The 15,916-nt window shown below is 68.3% G+C and carries 16 protein-coding genes and 1 tRNA gene; 8 read left to right on the top strand and 9 right to left on the bottom strand.

Going from position 1 to position 15,916, the window contains the following annotated elements; genetic code table 11:
• Positions 1 to 692: transposase (locus tag CHF16_RS31995; protein WP_179271803.1), on the bottom strand; the 692-nt coding region annotated here is incomplete at its 3' end.
• Positions 693 to 1,502: 810 nt separating this feature from the next.
• Here CHF16_RS31995 and CHF16_RS31990 point away from each other — a divergent pair.
• Complete coding sequence (locus CHF16_RS31990; protein ID WP_089329887.1) at positions 1,503 to 1,697, top strand: translation initiation factor IF-2 N-terminal domain-containing protein; 195 nt, start codon at positions 1,503 to 1,505, stop codon at positions 1,695 to 1,697.
• Positions 1,698 to 2,032: 335 nt separating this feature from the next.
• Here CHF16_RS31990 and CHF16_RS39780 read toward each other — a convergent pair whose 3' ends face one another.
• On the bottom strand, positions 2,033 to 2,992 hold the full coding sequence (locus tag CHF16_RS39780; protein ID WP_143228195.1) for a DUF5677 domain-containing protein: 960 nt from the start codon (positions 2,990 to 2,992) through the stop codon (positions 2,033 to 2,035).
• Positions 2,993 to 3,084: 92 nt separating this feature from the next.
• On the opposite strand from CHF16_RS39780, the gene CHF16_RS40565 reads away from it, so the two are divergent.
• Positions 3,085 to 3,231, top strand: coding sequence for a hypothetical protein (locus CHF16_RS40565; RefSeq protein WP_179271802.1), 147 nt, complete (start codon positions 3,085 to 3,087; stop codon positions 3,229 to 3,231).
• Positions 3,232 to 3,979: 748 nt separating this feature from the next.
• Here the strand turns inward: CHF16_RS40565 and CHF16_RS31980 are convergent.
• From CHF16_RS31980 to CHF16_RS31970, 3 genes are all read right to left on the bottom strand, one after another.
• A tRNA-Pro gene (locus tag CHF16_RS31980) sits at positions 3,980 to 4,053 on the bottom strand.
• A gap of 76 nt (positions 4,054 to 4,129) precedes the next feature.
• Complete coding sequence (locus CHF16_RS31975) at positions 4,130 to 4,714, bottom strand: class I SAM-dependent methyltransferase (protein WP_089329885.1); 585 nt, start codon at positions 4,712 to 4,714, stop codon at positions 4,130 to 4,132.
• Positions 4,711 to 5,610 (bottom strand): metallophosphoesterase, encoded by a 900-nt coding sequence (locus CHF16_RS31970; protein WP_089329884.1) that lies wholly within the window; start codon positions 5,608 to 5,610, stop codon positions 4,711 to 4,713. Before CHF16_RS31970 ends, CHF16_RS31975 begins: the two co-directional genes overlap by 4 nt.
• Positions 5,611 to 5,703: 93 nt before the next feature.
• On the opposite strand from CHF16_RS31970, the gene CHF16_RS31965 reads away from it, so the two are divergent.
• Positions 5,704 to 6,156: a GatB/YqeY domain-containing protein gene (locus tag CHF16_RS31965; RefSeq protein WP_089329883.1), complete on the top strand. Its 453-nt coding sequence runs from the start codon at positions 5,704 to 5,706 to the stop codon at positions 6,154 to 6,156.
• 35 nt (positions 6,157 to 6,191) lie between these two features.
• Here the strand turns inward: CHF16_RS31965 and CHF16_RS31960 are convergent, their stop codons facing one another.
• Positions 6,192 to 8,477 carry a penicillin-binding protein gene (locus tag CHF16_RS31960; RefSeq protein ID WP_143228193.1) on the bottom strand — a complete coding sequence of 762 codons (2,286 nt, stop codon included), beginning with the start codon at positions 8,475 to 8,477 and terminating at the stop codon, positions 6,192 to 6,194.
• Between the two features lie 327 nt (positions 8,478 to 8,804).
• On the opposite strand from CHF16_RS31960, the gene CHF16_RS31955 reads away from it, so the two are divergent.
• Entirely contained in the window at positions 8,805 to 9,116 is a 312-nt protein-coding gene (locus CHF16_RS31955; RefSeq protein WP_089329881.1) for a WhiB family transcriptional regulator, read from the top strand.
• A gap of 718 nt (positions 9,117 to 9,834) precedes the next feature.
• Positions 9,835 to 11,226, top strand: coding sequence for a hypothetical protein (locus tag CHF16_RS31950; RefSeq protein ID WP_089329880.1), 1,392 nt, complete (start codon positions 9,835 to 9,837; stop codon positions 11,224 to 11,226).
• 24 nt (positions 11,227 to 11,250) lie between these two features.
• Here the strand turns inward: CHF16_RS31950 and CHF16_RS31945 are convergent, their stop codons facing one another.
• The 3 genes from CHF16_RS31945 to bagA all read right to left on the bottom strand — a co-directional run bounded on the left by CHF16_RS31945 (position 11,251) and on the right by bagA (position 13,875).
• Positions 11,251 to 11,613 carry a DUF6221 family protein gene (locus tag CHF16_RS31945; RefSeq protein ID WP_089329879.1) on the bottom strand — a complete coding sequence of 121 codons (363 nt, stop codon included), beginning with the start codon at positions 11,611 to 11,613 and terminating at the stop codon, positions 11,251 to 11,253.
• 83 nt (positions 11,614 to 11,696) lie between these two features.
• Entirely contained in the window at positions 11,697 to 12,863 is a 1,167-nt protein-coding gene (gene bagB, locus CHF16_RS31940) for an ATPase BagB (RefSeq protein ID WP_089329878.1), read from the bottom strand.
• A 16-nt stretch (positions 12,864 to 12,879) separates the two neighbouring features.
• Complete coding sequence (gene bagA, locus CHF16_RS31935; protein ID WP_089329900.1) at positions 12,880 to 13,875, bottom strand: ATPase BagA; 996 nt, start codon at positions 13,873 to 13,875, stop codon at positions 12,880 to 12,882.
• A gap of 234 nt (positions 13,876 to 14,109) precedes the next feature.
• Between bagA and CHF16_RS31930 the strand changes: the two genes are divergently transcribed.
• From CHF16_RS31930 to CHF16_RS31920, 3 genes are all read left to right on the top strand, one after another.
• Complete coding sequence (locus tag CHF16_RS31930; RefSeq protein ID WP_089329899.1) at positions 14,110 to 15,132, top strand: slipin family protein; 1,023 nt, start codon at positions 14,110 to 14,112, stop codon at positions 15,130 to 15,132.
• Between the two features lie 102 nt (positions 15,133 to 15,234).
• Positions 15,235 to 15,393 carry a Sp36 family protein gene (gene sp36, locus CHF16_RS31925; RefSeq protein ID WP_021591512.1) on the top strand — a complete coding sequence of 53 codons (159 nt, stop codon included), beginning with the start codon at positions 15,235 to 15,237 and terminating at the stop codon, positions 15,391 to 15,393.
• Between the two features lie 50 nt (positions 15,394 to 15,443).
• Positions 15,444 to 15,905, top strand: a complete 462-nt coding sequence (locus CHF16_RS31920) for a RidA family protein (protein WP_089329877.1) — start codon at positions 15,444 to 15,446, stop codon at positions 15,903 to 15,905.
• Positions 15,906 to 15,916: the final 11 nt, after the last annotated feature.

Raw genomic sequence — 15,916 nt, 5'->3', positions numbered from 1 at the left:
CGGCAGGCGGCCACCACATCGGCGTTGTAGAACTGCGAATCGGCGCGCAGCACGCGCAGGCCGGTGGCGCCTGCCTGCGGTGCGGTGGCCAAGGCTTCGGCGACGAACCGCTGCGCGCCGCGGGCGTCGGCGGCCTTGCCCCGCCGCAGCCGCACCCCGGCGATGACCGGGCGGGCGATCGGGGTGCAGATCGTGGCCAGCAGCGGATGCAGGGTCCGGACCCCTTTGAACCGCCCGATCTGCGCGCCCTGCTTGGCGCGGCCGAACACCCGCTTGTGGGTGGAGTCGATGTCGATGAAGGCGACCTGGTCGGCGCCGGGCAGCAGCGGCGCCCGCCGGGTCAGTTCGCCCAGCAGCCGGCGGTGCACCGCGTGCAGTTGCAGGGCGTGGCCGTGGGTGAACGACCGCAGGAACGTGCCCAGCGTGGAAGGTGCCCGGACCCCGTCGAACGCGGTCGGCATCGCCCCGTGCCGCAACCGGTCGGTGTCATCGATGCTGTCGGCTCCGGCGCACATCGCCGCCACCAGCGACATCACCTTCGCGGCCGGGGCGGCGCCGGCGCTGTTGCGCGCACCGCCGATGCGCAGCACCTCGGCCGCCAGCTCGGGCAGCCCCGCCCGCTCGGCCAGCCGCACCACCGGCACCAGCCCGGCATCGGCGATCAAGTTCGGCTCGTCGAACGCGGCAGCCACCGCCGATGAGACATGAGAGGATTGCACTTACGGGATGCCTCGTTGCTTCTGCGCTGCTGGACCTTAGACAAGCCCATCATCGCAGGCCACGGGGCATCCCTTTTGTCGTTTCCGCAACCTGAACAGCAATCACCCGGTGGATCGAGGCTTAGAGGGCCGGGGCATGGGATGCCAAGCCGATGTCAGTACGCATCGGGGCATGAAAAAAGGCCCAACCGGGAGGGTTGGGCCTGCAGAAGGGCGCGCTGCGCCTGCCGTTGAGTGTGACATATCCACAGGGCGACCGCAACCGTCAGGTGTAACCCGAGGTCAAGTGACTGGGAACCGCCAACTCCTTCTAGCGCACGACAACGAACGTTGTCAGTCGGCGACAACTTTCATTGTCGAATGAGATCCCTTGACTCCCTCGAAGTCCAGCTACGTGAGATTGCTTGGTCGAGGACAAGCCGTCATCGAGAGCCGCCTGGCGGAATCGTTCCGGCTGACCCTCAGGACTACGACGCGAGTGCAGAGGAGCGACTTGCGGGCTGCCTAGGGATGCTGCGCTCTACACGCGGATGGCCAAGAGCCTGCAACGGCGGATCGATGTGACGGTTGATGCAGCAATGACCTATGGCGCAACCCATGGCCAGGTCGCTGCTGCATGCGGCGTGTCCAGGCAGGCAGCTCGCCAGCGGTGGCTACGACGCTCCCAGCGGCGAGAGAGTAGCTGGGAGCCCGGACATGCTGAGCCAGAGGCTTCCCTATCAATAGCTCAGTCACTACGACCCTACCCCGACCGGGTCGCGGCGACGTGGCACGGAGAGGCGAATCCGCGTATACGAGTTGGCACAAGAGCTCGATATCGAGAGCAAGGTAGTGATGAGCAAGCTCATTGAGATGAATGAGTTCGCCCGCTCTGCATCCTCGATAGTGCCGACACCTGCAATTCGCAAGATCAGAGCAGAGTTCCGGAGTCAGGGAACCGCCGCAGCATCATCTCTGCAAGACGCGGAGGATGAGTAGCATCGCAGGGGCCCGTAAGTATGAACGCCACGAACTGGGTGAGTCCGTTCCGGGAGGATCGAGGGTAGGTACACAGGCCGATTGAGCGGTGGGTGAAGCGGGTACTTTCCAGCCTCCACGAGCCTGGATACTCGTTCGTGCGAAACGGTCTCTAACACCTTGCGTACCGTTCGCGCGAACGAGCCCCTCGAATCGGTGCCTAGGGTGCGAAGTCATGAGCGGGTAAGCCCGTCGGCCCCGACCGCCGTAACCGTACGGCCCGAATGCCGTAAGGTACGTACGATGAGCATGCTTTCTTTGTACTGGGCATCACTGCCGGGGCGCCGTGCGGATTTCTAGAGGTCACCTCTCTCGCGAGCTCGCCGCTGTATCTCCCGAGCACGAGTGATCGTTTCCTCGATCCGTCGCCGCATTTGAGGAATGTTAAACTCCGATGGAACAATGATCGGAACCACCCCGATAGCACCAACCTTCTTCACTGCCTGCAACATGCGTTGCTCGACATCGTCACCGATCTCCTCAGGCATCAGGGTAGGAAGTGCGGCGGCGAGCGTCTCGACAAGCAGACTGCAGCACCAGTACAGACTAAAGTCCGTCCGGTACGTGTGATAGACATCAGGAAGGAAGTCCATCTCATGCTCTTCACCCTCCTCATCAAGATAAGCCCACCCTCTTCGAGATACCTCACCCGCCGAGAAATGTACCGAGCGTGACGTGGCCGAATACAGAAAGTCGTACAACTTGGCCATATTGCACTGCTGTGCAATCCATGCGACTGGAGGTGGCGCAATGTAGCTATCCGAGTCGTCTTTAGGCCAGCCTAGATGGCGCCCGAACTCTTGGAGTTCCTCTTCGGCAAACCGCTTCCCCTCCCCTGCATGCTTTGCGATGTTAGCGGGGAACCCAAGCGACCTCATGCCGCGTTTGCCAGCGTACTGCTGCTGAGCAATGATGCTGCGCGTAACATCAAGAGCAGTCATCGAGGAAAGAAGGCGATTAGCGTCCTCTTCGTCGATTTTATGAAGATAAGATAGCCACATTGCCTCTTCGCAGGCTGGGCGAAGGAAGACGGCTCCCATGTGACCGAGGTTATTTTTAGCCAAAAGCATACCTGAACGGATTGCTTCCAATTGACGCTTGATGCAGACGATGGAGGCAAGTTTGCGGCGATTGGGAAGATCCCTTTCCCATACCGCGCCAAGGTAAGGAGTTGTTAGTACTTCTACTACCTGTGCAAACTCCTCCGCCGCTTCGATGGCGTCGACAGAGGATGGGTCATTCTCATGATGGTCCACATCTTCTACTATCTCGGCAGACGCCGCCCGGCGCTACTGATTTTTTACTCTATTTACGTGTCGCGCTGTTGCGGGCTCGACCATCCTCGAGGGTGCACCTCGATCCGCCCCGTGGCATCGAGTTCGACGCCTATGCCGCCGCCGGCCACCACCTCAAGGAACTTCGCAAGGCCATCGGCAAGGCGCAAGCCGAGACCGTCCGGGAGGCTTACGCGGGCACACGCCAGCGCATGGTGTAGCTGGACGGGTGGCGGCGAGGTGCGAGGACCAGTGGAGCGCCCCGGGGGATCTCGGCCGCTCCTGGCCGTTGTGTTCCGCCAACGCGACCTCACCTCTGCCTACCTCGTTGACCAGCAGAAACACCCCGCATCCACTTGGCTCGGGGCGTTGTTGTTGACGGCAACGTACGTCCTGAAGAAGCGGACGGTCAGCCCACTGCATGACCCAGGCTCAGGGCGCCGGTCGGCGTCGGCTGGGCCTGCCGGTCCCAGGTGCGCCGGGCTTCGCGGTGGATGCCCAGATCGCCTGCGATCTGGGCGATCGGGTGGTCTACTCCAACGCCAGCCGGACGGCCGGTCCCGGATGTCCCGAAGGTACTTGCGCGGTGCTGGCCTCGACGGTCATTTTCCTCCCCCGCCAGCCAAGATCATGACTGGCTTGAAGGACTTCACCGCACCCGAGGCCCTTCACTCTCGGGACGGCGAGGGCGCCCCCTGATGTGGTCCTGCTCTTCGCCTGGACTGAGGTGGCTGGAGTGGCGGGTGCGGGATGCTGAGACCCCTTGGTGGCCAGGTGATCGCTGATGACATCGACGTGATCTTGGTTCAGAAGCGGGTGCAGTGGGAGGAGCACGCGACCTCTGGGGTGGTGGGCGCTGACCCTAGGGGGTGCTTGATCACGTTCAGTCTCAGGGTCAGGTGAGGGTCAAACGATCAAGAGGCTGGTTCCCTGATCTTGGGAACCAGCCTCTGAGCTGGGACTTTTCTGTCGGGGTGGCGGGATTTGAACCCACGACCTCTTCGTCCCGAACGAAGCGCGCTGCCAAGCTGCGCTACACCCCGGTTGGTGGCTGCCCGGGAGTCGTACGTTCTCCCGGCGCCTAGTCCACCTTAGCGGATGTCGGAGGGTGCTGCGTCCCTATTTACGGGCTGTGAAGGCGGTCACTGCGCCTTGGGGGGTGACGGTGATGTCGGTCAGGCCCGCGGTGGCCAGCCAGGTGTGGAGGTCTTGGGTGGTGCCCGGGTTGCCGAAGACGCCCAGGCGTTGGAACGCGTTGATCAAAGGGTCGCGGTTAGTGCCTCGGACGAGGGTCGTGCCGCTCAGCGTGCCACCCGGGCGTAGGACGCGGGTCAGTTCGGCGATCGCTGCGCGTGGGTCGTCCAGGCAGTGGAGGCCGTTGTAGGTGACGCAGGCGTCGAAGGTCTCCGGGCGGAAGGGGAGGGCGTAGATATCGGCCTGGACGAGCGTGTTCGTCCTGCGGCGGGCTCGGTGGAGCATGGTGGTGGAGAGGTCGGCGGCCACGTGGTGGGGGCCGCGGGCGGCCATGCCGCCGCCGCAGGGGATGTCCAGGGTCAGGGCCGCCGGGTCTTGGGTGGCGATGGCCTTGTGGAGGTTGGCTATGTCGTAGTTCCAGAGGACGCGCGCGCCCAGGGAGGAGAGCGCGCGGTTCTGGACGGCGTAGTCGTAGAGGGTCGAGAGGGTGGCTGCGGTCTTCCAGTTCACGCGCGGGGGACGAGGGTCAGCAAGGACGCCTCGGGCGGGCAGCAGAAGCGCATGGGGGCCTTCGGGGAGGTGCCCAGGCCCGCGGAGACGTGGAGCCAGGCGTCCTGGTGCCGGTGCAGGCCCTTCACGCGGGGGCGGTCGATGCCGCAGTTGGTGGCCAGGGCGCCGTAGAAGGGGACGCAGACCTGGCCGCCGTGGGTGTGGCCGGCGAGGAGGAGGTCGTAGCCGTCGGCGGCGAAGCGGTCGAGGTTGCGGGGCTCGGGGCTGTGCATGACGCCGAGGTGGACGTCGGCCTGCGGGTCGACCGGGCCGGCGATCTTGTCGTAGCGGGCGCGGTCGATGTGGGAGTCGTCGATGCCGCCGAACTCGACGTCGAGCTCGCCGACCTTGAGACGGCCGATGCGGTTGTTCAGGTCGAGCCAGCCGGCGGCCTGGAGGGACGAGCCGAGCTCGCGGTACGGGAGGTCGGGTTCGCGGCGGCGGCCCTCGTAGTCGGCCTTGCTCGTCCGCCAGATGTAGCGCAGGGGGTTCTTCAGGACCGGGGAGTACAGGTCGTTGGAGCCGTAGACGAAGACGCCGGGGCGGTCCAGGAGGGGGCCGAGGGCGTCCAGGAAGGGGCCGATCGCGTCGCGGTGGGAGAGGGAGTCGCCGGTGTTGACGACGAGGTCGGGCTCCAGGGCGTCCAGCGAGCGCACCCAGTGGATGAGGCGCGTCCTGCCGGGGGTGAGGTGCGCGTCGGAGATGTGCAGGATCTTCACGGACGGACGCCCCGGCGGCAGCACGGGGACGTCGACGCGGCGCAGCCGGAACCAGTTCCGCTCGATCACCGATGCGTACCCGAAGGTCGCGGCCCCCGCGCCCAGGAGGCCCAGGGGCACGGCGTAGATCTTTCGCACGACTCTCCCTTCTCAGGGTCCCATGCTTTCAGACATGGGCACCGCGCGGTAATCCTGATGAGGCACAAGGTACGGGACGGGCATGATGTTGGCATGACCCTGAAGGAGAAGCTGGAGACCGATCTCTCGTCCGCGATGAAGGCGCGCGACGAGGTTCGTACGCGCACGCTGCGCATGGCGCTGACGGCGGTGAAGAACGAGGAGGTCGCCGGCAAGCAGTCGCGCGAGCTGTCGGACGACGACGTCGTGAAGGTGCTCGGGCGGGAGGCGAAGAAGCGGCGCGAGGCGGCGACGGCGTTCGCCGACGCGGGGCGGGCCGAGCAGGCGCAGGCGGAGCGGGACGAGGGCGCGGTGCTGGAGGAGTACCTGCCCGCGCAGCTGGGCGACGCGGAGCTGGCCGCGCTGGTCGCGGACGCCATCGCCGAGACGGGCGCGGCGGGGCCGCGGGCGATGGGGCAGGTCATGAAGGTCGTGAACCCGAAGGTCGCCGGGCGGGCCGAGGGCGGCCGGGTCGCGGCGGAGGTCAAGCGGCAGCTCGCGCAGTGACGGAGGGCCCGGCGTCGCGCCGGGCCCTCGGCCTGTCAGTCGTCGGCTTCCTTGCCGCTGCTCACGTACAGGATGACGGTCGTGCCGGGCGGGACCTCGCTGCCCGCGTCCGGTGAGGTCGAGACGACGGTGCCGCGCGGCTTGTCGGAGTCGACGGAGCCGGAGGCGACCTGGACCTTCAGGTCGGCCGCGGTGAGCTTGGCCCGGGCGGCGTCGACCGTCATGTTCCGGACGTCCGGGACGCTGGTGGTGTCGCCGAAGTCGCGGGACGGGGTCTGGAAGCCGGGGGCGGGCTCGCCGGCCAGCGCGCGCTGCATGGAGGTGCGCCAGAGCGGGCCGGGGATGGTCGCGCCGTAGATGCCGTGGACCTTGTACTGCCAGGGACCGCGGAAGTCCCAGTAGGCGACGGCGGACGCGAGGTTCGGGGTGAAGCCCGCGAACACCGCGCAGGTGAACTCCTCACAGGTGCCGGTCTTGCCGGCGGCGGGGCGGCCGAGGCCGAGGCCCGCCGCGGTGCCCTTGGTGAGGACGCCCTGGAGGATCGAGTTCACCTTGTCGGCGACGTCGGGGTCGACGGCCTGGTGGCAGTCCTGCTTGGGCAGCTTCAGCTTCTTGCCCTGCGGGTCGACGACCTCGGTGACGGAGACGGGCGAGCAGTACTTGCCGCGGGCGGCGAACCCGGCGTAGGCGGCGGCGAGGTGCACCATGTCGACGTCGTTGACGCCGAGGACCTGGGACGGGGTCGGCAGCAGGGCGTTGCCGTTGCCCATCTTCATGCCGAACTTCTCGGCCATCTTCACGGCGTTGCAGACGCCGACGCGCTTCTCCAGGTAGGCGTAGAAGGTGTTGACCGAGTGCCAGGTGCCGGTCTTGAGGTTGAAGTTGCCCTGCTCGCTGTCGCCCGCGTTGGACACCGTCCAGGGCGCGCCGCCGCCGACGAGGTCGTTCTCGTACTTCTTGCCCTGCCAGGTGCCGGTGTAGCGGCACGGCTGGAAGCCGCCGACCGTCGCGGTCTGCGGCGAGTGGATGGTCGTGCTGACCGGGATGCCCTGTTCGAGGGCGGCGGCGAGGGTGAAGGTCTTGAAGGTCGAGCCCGCCGAGACGCCGTTGCCGCCGCCGTGGTGGGAGTCGGCGGGGAGGTTGATGGTGGTGCGGCCCTTGCCGGGGCCGAACCGCTTGCTGACGCCCATCGCCTTGATCTTGCCGGTGCCGGGCTCGACCATCGCCTGGGCGGCGACGCGGTTGCCGCTGGGCGGGACGGTGCCGCGCAGCGTCTTGTCGATGGCGTTCTGGTCCTTCATGTCGAGCGTGGTGCGGATCGTGTAGCCGCCCCGGTTCAGCTCGTTGACGACGTTCTGCTGCTCCTTGGGCTTCATCGACCAGTACTTGCCGTCCGACAGGATGTTGAGCATGTCGTACTTCACGTACTCGCAGAAGTACGGCGCCTTGCTGGACTGGCAGCCGCCGACCGGGTCGGTGCGGTTCAGCTGGATGGGCTTGGCGGCTTCCTGGTCGGCCTGGGCCTTGGTGATGTGCTGGAGCTGCGCCATCCGGTAGAGGACGATGTCGCGGCGGTGCCGCGCGTCCTTCGGGTTGCGGATGGGGTCGTACGCGGTCGGGTTCTGCGTGATGCCGGCCAGGAGGGCGGCCTGGCCGAGGGTCAGGTCGGACGCGGGGACGCTGAAGTAGCGCTTCGCGGCGGCCTGGACCCCGTACGCGCCCGCACCGAAGTAGGCGATGTTCAGGTAGCCCTCGAGGATCTGGTCCTTGGTGAGGCGCTGCTCGATGTCGAGGGCGTAGCGGAGCTCGCGCAGCTTGCGTCCGACCGTGGGGGCGGTGGCCTCCTGGTACTCCTCCTGCGTGCGGGCACTGTCGACCAGGAGGTTCTTCACGTACTGCTGGGTGAGGGTGGACCCGCCCTGGGTCTGCTCGGACTCGACGTTGGACGCCAGTGCGCGGATGGTGCCCTTCAGGTCGAGCGCGCCGTGCTCGTAGAAGCGCGAGTCCTCGATGTCGATCATGGCCTTGCGCATGATCGGCGCGACCTGGTCGAGGCGGACGGACTCGCGGTACTTGTCGAAGAAGGTGGCGACCGGCTTGCCGTTCGCGTCGTACATCACCGTCTTCTCGGACGGCGGGGACGTCTTGAGCTGGCTGTCCATGTCGTCGAAGTTGTTCGCGGCGTCGCGCGCGGTCAGCCCGGCGCTGCCGACGGCAGGCAGCGCGATGAGGGCGACGATGAGACCCGCCACCACTCCGGCTCCGAGCAGTCTGAACAGGGTGGAAGCGGCCTTGACCCGATCGGTTTTCGCAACGCGCACGTGGTCTAGGGTACGCGGGACGAGCAGTGCATTAGGGACAGGTCTCCCCCGTCGCCGGCGTTCCGGTCTCGGCCGGGCCGGACGTTCGTCCGTTATGCCCTCATGATGACAACCTGCGCCGTGTCTGGCGCGTCAACTACAGGTAACTAGTCCGTTCCGGCGGTATGGCCCCGGTGGGCTATATCGAGAATGGGCCCATCGGGGGCTGTTGAAACGTCCCTCGCTTCCGTAAGTTCTTCCCCACGGCTTTCGTTTGGCGGCCTGACGTCCGCGCCCGTCCGGCCAAGGAGCGCAAATCGACACAGACCCTAGGGGAGTGGGGCCAAGATGTGGATCACGGATTGGACCGCCCGCGCCGCCTGCCGTAACGCGGATCCGGACGCCCTGTTCGTGCAGGGAGCGGCGCAGAACCGGGCCAAGCTCATCTGCCGCGGCTGCCCAGTGCGCACGGAGTGTCTCGCTGACGCCCTCGACAACCGGATCGAGTTCGGTGTCTGGGGCGGGATGACCGAGCGGGAGCGCAGGGCACTGCTGCGGCGGCGACCGGATGTGCGGTCGTGGCGCGATCTGCTGGAGACCGCGAAGGAAGAGTACGAGCGGTCGGTCGAGGCGGACGAGCAGGAGCTCGTCGCCAGCTGACCGCGGCGGGCCGCGAACGGCCCGTCCAGGCGTCCGGCAGGGTTGGTTCCAAGGACCGGCACGGTCCAATGAGAGCGTGGCCGCGAGCCCGCACCGTTCTCGCGGTGCGGGCCGCGGCCACGTGCTCTGCCCTCCCGTCGGTCGCCCGCTCGTCGGTCACCCGCCCGTCGGTCACCCGTCCGCCGCCGGCCGCGGAGGTCGCCTGACGGTGGCATTGCGGCGATCAGCTTGCGGGGACGCCTTTCCACGCGTCGTGTCCATCTCGGCGTGCGCGCTGTTCGTCGGTCGCTGGTCATCTGCGCCGAATGCGCGACTCGCCTGCGCCTCCGACCCTGTCCGCCGCTTACCCGGCGAGGCTTTGCCGGGACCGCCGCTTCGCAACGGAGTCCCCTCTTCTGGGAAGCGAAGTGGAGCATGAACACCACATCACGCGGCGATTTCGCCATTTAGGACCGGCAGTGCGGTTATTTTGTGCGGGCCGGTACTGATCGCCGACATTGCAGGACGAGGGTGGCCGGGCTCACTGTTCCCAGGGCTGCGGAAGCGTCCCGCATCCCGACCCCCGGACTGCCCGGAGTTCGCCAAGGGACGGTCGGGAAACGGTCGCCTGCGGCCGCATCGTCCCAGCTCGCAGCGTTGATCACCGTAGGGTCCGTGCGGATGCGCCGCGCGGACGGACGCGGGCGCGCCGCCGTTCACCGGAGCGAGGGGGCACGTTGTGACGGGACGACGTTGGAGGATCACCGCGGCGGTCACCGGAGCGACCGCGCTGGCGGCCCTGTCCGCCGGGCTGCCGGCCGCCGCCGGAGGCGCGTCCGAGCGCACGGGGCCGTGGGTCCTGATGGCGCAGGAGACCTTCGACCGGCCGCTGCGCGTCGACGGTGAACCGTGGCGCCTCGACCCGCAGGGGCCGCGCAGCCCTTGGCACGTCGACGCGTTCGACGACGACGGCGAAGCCTGGACGAAGATCAGCGGGCCGCTGTTCAGGAAGCAGCTCGCGACCCTCAACGTGTTCCGCAAGCGCGTCGCGTTCGGCCGGGACGGGTGGCTGACCGCCGAGGTCGCCGCCGTCGACAAGGACCGCGACGGCCGCCCGGACTCGCGCCCCGGCCTGTCCACCGCGTCCCTGCCCGGCGGGCAGAAGGCCGCGCGGATCTCCGAGCCGAGCTGGGACGCGGGCGTGCTGATCCGGCCCACGCGCCCGCTGCCGCCGCGCTACCGCGTGGAGATGACGCTGCGCGGCATCGACTTCGGCGGCAAGCGGCACGGCACGTGGGACTACGACGGCAAGCACAACGGTTACACGCGCGAACCGTGCAAGACCCGGTACCCGTGGACGTTCCAGGGCGCGCTGCCCGGCAGGACGCGCTGCCAGTACCCGGACGTGACGAAGGAGAACGGGTTCTACTACCTGACGATCCTCGACTACGCGAACCCCGCGCCGCACGGCAACCCGGGCATCCACTACCGGCGCAAGGTCATCATGGACGGCTACTACAGCGACGACGAGCGCTGGAAGGACGCCGGGACCTGCAACCCTAAGACCGGGCAGATCTACCGGACGTTCGACGGCTCCTTCAACGGGATCAACGCGCTGTTCGTGCGCGGCGACATGTTCCGGGAGGCGGCCAACAACAACATCAGCAACGAGTACTACATCAAGACGGCCTGCGGAAACGTGTCCATGGACAAGCCCTACGGGCCCGGTGGACGGTTCAAGCAGCACCTCACCAGCGCCGAACTACAGCCGCAACTGCTGCCCAAGGCGTCCTACCGGTTCGCCGTGGAACGCGACGCCACGGGCTACACGCTGGAGATGAGCGGCCCGTTCCTGCACACAGGGCAGACGACGCTGCGCGTTCACCATGATTTCGTGGAGGACGGCCGTCCCATCTGGCACTACAACCAGACGCCCGGCGAGTACGACGGCCGCTTCGACCGCAGGCTTCTCCACAAGGGGCCTGCTGGGACGTACACCACTGAGCACAGCTGGCCCAAGGGCTCGGCCTATCCCGACTCGTTCATCATCGGCGACCCGCACCTGAACTACTACGAGGGCGAGGCGTACGTCGACGACATCCGCCTGTACGTGCCGCGCAACGCCAAGTAGGCCCGGGGTGCGTCCGCCCGGCGCTCAGATACGCCACTCCTTCTTGTAGTCGGGGTGGTCGGCGTACGGAAGCGCAAGGAGGCGGAGGACCACCTCTCGCTCCTCGCCGAGCGCGGGCCGGACGTCGACCTTCTTTGCCTCGGTGATCCGCTGGACGAGCCGCCTGCGCGCCGCCACGTCGCGCAGTACCCGGCCGGGTGAATGGTGCGCCATGTGGAGCGCGTGAGCCTGCGTGCGGGTCGGGGCTATCTTGTGGCCGAGCCCCGACCAGACGATGCTTCTCAGGGCCGCCCAGGCCCGCGGTGACCGGTCTTCGGCCAGGCACTTCTTGGCCCATGCCTGGTCTTCGTCCAGCCTGGCCAGCACGAACTCGAGGACATCGATCACGGGGCCGCCTTCCGGTCCGGGCTCACCTGTCCGAAGGGTAAGCCGAGGCCCGGCGGCGGCGGAATGGGCGGCGCGCGGCCGGATCAGGCGGCGGCGGTCGGGGCCGAGGTCGGTGCGGCGAGGTCCTCGCCGACCTGGCGCAGGCCCTCCAGGTCGTGGACGTCCTCGGCCTGGGCCGGCACCGCCGTCACCGGGACCGTCGGATGCGCGGACGCGAAATGCTCGCGCAGGCGCTCCTCGCGGGCGGCCAGCTGCATGCGGTCGGTGTGGAGGCGCAGCAGCGCCGCGGTCAGCGTGTGCTCCCCGCGTTCCTCCAGCGTCTCGGCCGCCGCCTGGCTGCGCGCCGCCGACAGGCCGTCCGCCGCGGACTCGTGGACGCGGTTCACGACGAGCCCCGCCAGCGGCATCCGCTCCTCGGCGAGCCGCTCCACGAAGTAGGACGCCTCGCGCAGCGCGTCCGGCTCGGGGGCGGCGACGACGAGGAACGCGGTCCCGGGGGTCTGGAGCAGCTTGAACGTCTTCTCGGCGCGCTCCCGGAACCCGCCGAACATCGTGTCGAACGCGGCGACGAACGTCTGCACGTCGCGGAGCAGCTGGACGCCGAGGACCTTGTTGATCGCCCCGGTGAACATGCCGAACCCGGCGCTGATCACCTTGACGCCGAACCGGCCGCCGGTCTTGGCCGGCGCGGCGAGGATCTTCATGAAGCGGCCGTCGAGGAAGCGGCCCATGCGCTCGGGGGCGTCCAGGAAGTCCAGCGCGTTCCGGGACGGCGGCGTGTCCACAATGATGAGGTCCCAGGCGCCGGAGCGGTGCAGCTGCCCGAGCTTCTCCATCGCCATGTACTCCTGCGTGCCCGACAGGCTGGACGACAGCGACTGGTAGAAGGGGTTCGCGAGGATCTGCTTCGCCCGGTCCGGGTCGGCGTGCGCCTCGACGATCTCGTCGAAGGTGCGCTTCATGTCGAGCATCATGGCGTGCAGCTCACCGCCGCCGTCGCCGTCGATCTCGATCTTGCGCGGGTTGTTGTCGAGCTCCGACAGCCCCATCGACTGCGCCAGCCGCCGCGCCGGGTCCACGGTGAGGACGACGACGTCCCGCCCCCGCTCGGCGGCCCGCACGCCGAGCGCGGCTGCCGTGGTCGTCTTCCCCACGCCGCCCGACCCGCAGCACACGATGATCTTCGTGCGCGGATCGTCGAGCAGCGCGTCGACGTCCAGGGCGGGGGGAGTCTTGCTGATCGGGCTCATCGCTTCACCTCTGCCGTCATGCCGCGCCCTGCGCGCGCAGCGCAGCGGCCAGGTCGTACAGGCCCGCCAGGTCCATGCCGTCCGACAGCATCGGGAGGGTGTAGCGGGGCCGGTCGATCGAGTCGAGGCGTTCCTTCTCGCGGCGCTGGAGGGCGGTTCGGCGGGCGTGGTCACCGGCCTCGGCGGCGAGGACGGCGGCGATCGACTCGGCGTCGTGCTCCAGGCCGGCGGCCTTGACGCCGCGCAGGATCTCGTCGGTGTCGAGGCCGCCGGCGGCGGCCGCGGCGAGGTCGTCCTCGCCGAGGACGGGCTCGTGCTCCATGTTGACGATGACGCCGCCGACCGGGAGCCCGACCTCGGTCAGGTCGCGGATGCCGTCCATCGTCTCCTGGACGGGCATCTCCTCAAGAAGGGTGACGAAGTGGACGGCGGTCTCCGGGCTCCGCACGACCTTCATCACGGTGTCGGCGTGGTTGCGCACGGGGCCGACCTTGGCGAGGCCGGAGACCTCCTCGTTCACGTTCAGGAACTTCGTGATGCGGCCGGTGGGCGGGGCGTCCATCACGACGGCGTCGTAGATGAACGAGCCGTCCTTCTTCTTGCGGCGCACCGACTCGGAGGTCTTGCCGGTGAGGATGACGTCGCGCAGGCCGGGGGCGATCGTGGTGACGAAGTCGACGATGCCGAGCTTGGTCATCGCCTTCCCGGCGCGCTTGAGGTTGTAGAACATCTCGAGGTACTCGATGAGCGCCTCTTCGGTGTCGATCGCGAGCGCGTAGACGTCGCCGCCGTCCGGGGCGACCGCGACGCGGCGCTCCTCGTACGGCAGGGGCGGGCAGTCGAACAGCTGGGCGATGCCCTGGCGGCCCTCGACCTCGACGAGCAGGACCTTGCGTCCGCCGGCGGCCAGGGCAAGGGCGAGGGCGGCCGCGACGGTCGTCTTCCCCGTGCCGCCCTTACCGGTGACCACATGGAGGCGTACGCCGTCCCAGTCGGTGTCTCTCGCGCTCACCCGATCGACCATATCGTTCACTCGGCAAACACTTCAGAGGCCGCCCTCCCGTATGCAAGTGATCCCTGACACGGTTCTCCGGAAGATCATCTGGACGGGCGTTGTAAACGGGCGTGCCCGCGCGGTTAGCTGGGAAACGTGGAGCCGTCCCGGACGGTTCCGCCTGGATCTTCACGGGTCCGGAGATCTGCCGGCGTGCAGGCGCCGGCCGGCCACGTGAGAAAGGTGCCCGTGATGGAAGCGGTGGCACTCATCATCCTGCTCATCGTCGTCGTCGGGGGGCTGCTCGTCCTGGCGTCGTCGGTCCGCATCGTCCAGCAGTACGAGCACGGCATCGTGTTCCGGTTCGGCCAGGTCCAGCGGGGCGGGCAGCTGCGCCCCGGCGCGGTGCGGACCCCGGGCCTGACGGCCATCGTGCCGGTCATCGAGCGCATGCAGAAGGTCAGCCGGCAGACCATCACGATGGGGGTCCCCGGCCAGGACGGCATCACGCAGGACAACGTCAGCGTCCGCGTCGACGCGGTCGTGTACTTCCGGGTGATCGACCCGGTGAAGGCGATCGTGAACGTCCACAACTACGGCTACGCGGTCTCGCAGGTGGCGCAGACGTCGCTGCGGTCGGTCATCGGCCAGGCCGACATGCAGGAGCTGCTCGGCGAGCGCGAGAAGATCAACATGCGGCTGCGGGTGATCATCGACGAGATCACCGAGGGGCCGTGGGGGATCCTGATCGAGCGGGTCGAGATCAAGGACGTCTCGCTGCCGGAGGGCATGAAGCGGTCGATGGCCCGGCAGGCCGAGGCGGAGCGGGAGCGCCGCGCCCGCATCATCACCGCGGACGGCGAGTTCCAGGCGTCCAAGCGCCTCGCCGCCGCCGCCGAGATCATGTCGCAGGACCCGGCGGCCCTCCAGCTGCGCCTGCTGCAGACGGTCGTGGAGGTCTCCGCGGAGAAGAACAGCACGCTGATCATGCCGCTTCCGGTCGAGATCCTGCGGTTCTTCGAGCGCGCCGCGGGCGGTCCCGGGAGCACGGGCGACGAGGGCGAGGGCGCCAAGCCCGACCTCGGCGAGCGGCTCGCGAAGGCCGAGGAAGAGCTGGCCAGGGCGGCGGAGCAGCCCTCGACGCTGGAGTCGGCCGAGGACGTCCCGCCGGTCATCGGGCTGGACGAGCCGAAGCGCGAGCCCGCCGCTGAGGAGCGCCGCGGTATCACCGGCGGTGATCCCGCCGCGGAGGAGCGGCCGGACGAGCCCCGCTGAGCGGAAACCGACCGTCGCCCGGGGTGATCCGCCCGCCCCGGGCGCGGCTCGAACCACGGCCTGGAACCGGGTTCGAGCGGGGCGATCGCTAGGGTGAACGCCATGAAGAAGTGGGAGTACGCGACCGTTCCGCTGCTGGTCCACGCGACCAAGCAGATCCTCGACAACTGGGGCCAGGACGGGTGGGAGCTCGTCACCGTCCTGCCGGGCCCGAACCCGGAGAACCTCGTGGCCTACTTCAAGCGCGAAGTGCAGTCGTAGGCGCCCGGGTTCGAGTCGGCGGAGCAGGACCTCAACGAGGAGGAGTGGCGATGAGCACGCCCGAAGAGCGGATGCGCGAGCTGGGGATCGAGCTGCCGGAGGTCGTCCCGCCGGTGGCGTCGTACGTGCCGACGGCGCGGACGGGGTCGCTGGTCTACACGGCGGGCCAGGTGCCGATGGTGAAGGGGCAGCTCGGCGTCACCGGGAAGGTGGGCGCCGAGGTCGACCCGGAGGAGGCCGCCCGGCAGGCGCGGATCTGCGCGCTGAACGCGATCGCGGCGCTGAAGGCCGAGGTCGGCGAGCTGTCGCGGGTGGTGCGGATCGTGAAGGTCGTCGGGTTCGTCGCGAGCGCCCCGGACTTCACCGGGCAGCCGCAGGTGGTCAACGGGGCGAGCGACCTGCTGGCCGAGGTGTTCGGGGACGCGGGCAGGCACGCGCGCAGCGCGGTGGGCGTCGCCGTCCTGCCGCACGACGTCCCGGTCGAGGTCGAGCTCATCGCCGAGGTCCAGTAGCGCCAGGCTTG

The organism is Actinomadura meyerae (assembly GCF_900188445.1).
GTDB classification, from domain to species: domain Bacteria; phylum Actinomycetota; class Actinomycetes; order Streptosporangiales; family Streptosporangiaceae; genus Spirillospora; species Spirillospora meyerae.
The sequence above is the reverse complement of the archived record's forward strand: the minus strand, read 5'-3'. Positions and strand labels throughout refer to the sequence as shown.

Bases quoted from the DNA above. Each gene is read 5' to 3' on its own strand.
- CHF16_RS31965 (WP_089329883.1), top strand. From the start codon at position 5,704: ATGACCCTGAAGGAGAAGCTGGAGACCGATCTCTCGTCCGCGATGAAG.
- CHF16_RS31955 (WP_089329881.1), top strand. From the start codon at position 8,805: ATGTGGATCACGGATTGGACCGCCCGCGCCGCCTGCCGTAACGCGGAT.
- bagB (WP_089329878.1), bottom strand. From the start codon at position 12,863: ATGAGCCCGATCAGCAAGACTCCCCCCGCCCTGGACGTCGACGCGCTG.
- CHF16_RS31930 (WP_089329899.1), top strand. From the start codon at position 14,110: ATGGAAGCGGTGGCACTCATCATCCTGCTCATCGTCGTCGTCGGGGGG.
- sp36 (WP_021591512.1), top strand. From the start codon at position 15,235: ATGAAGAAGTGGGAGTACGCGACCGTTCCGCTGCTGGTCCACGCGACC.
- CHF16_RS31920 (WP_089329877.1), top strand. From the start codon at position 15,444: ATGAGCACGCCCGAAGAGCGGATGCGCGAGCTGGGGATCGAGCTGCCG.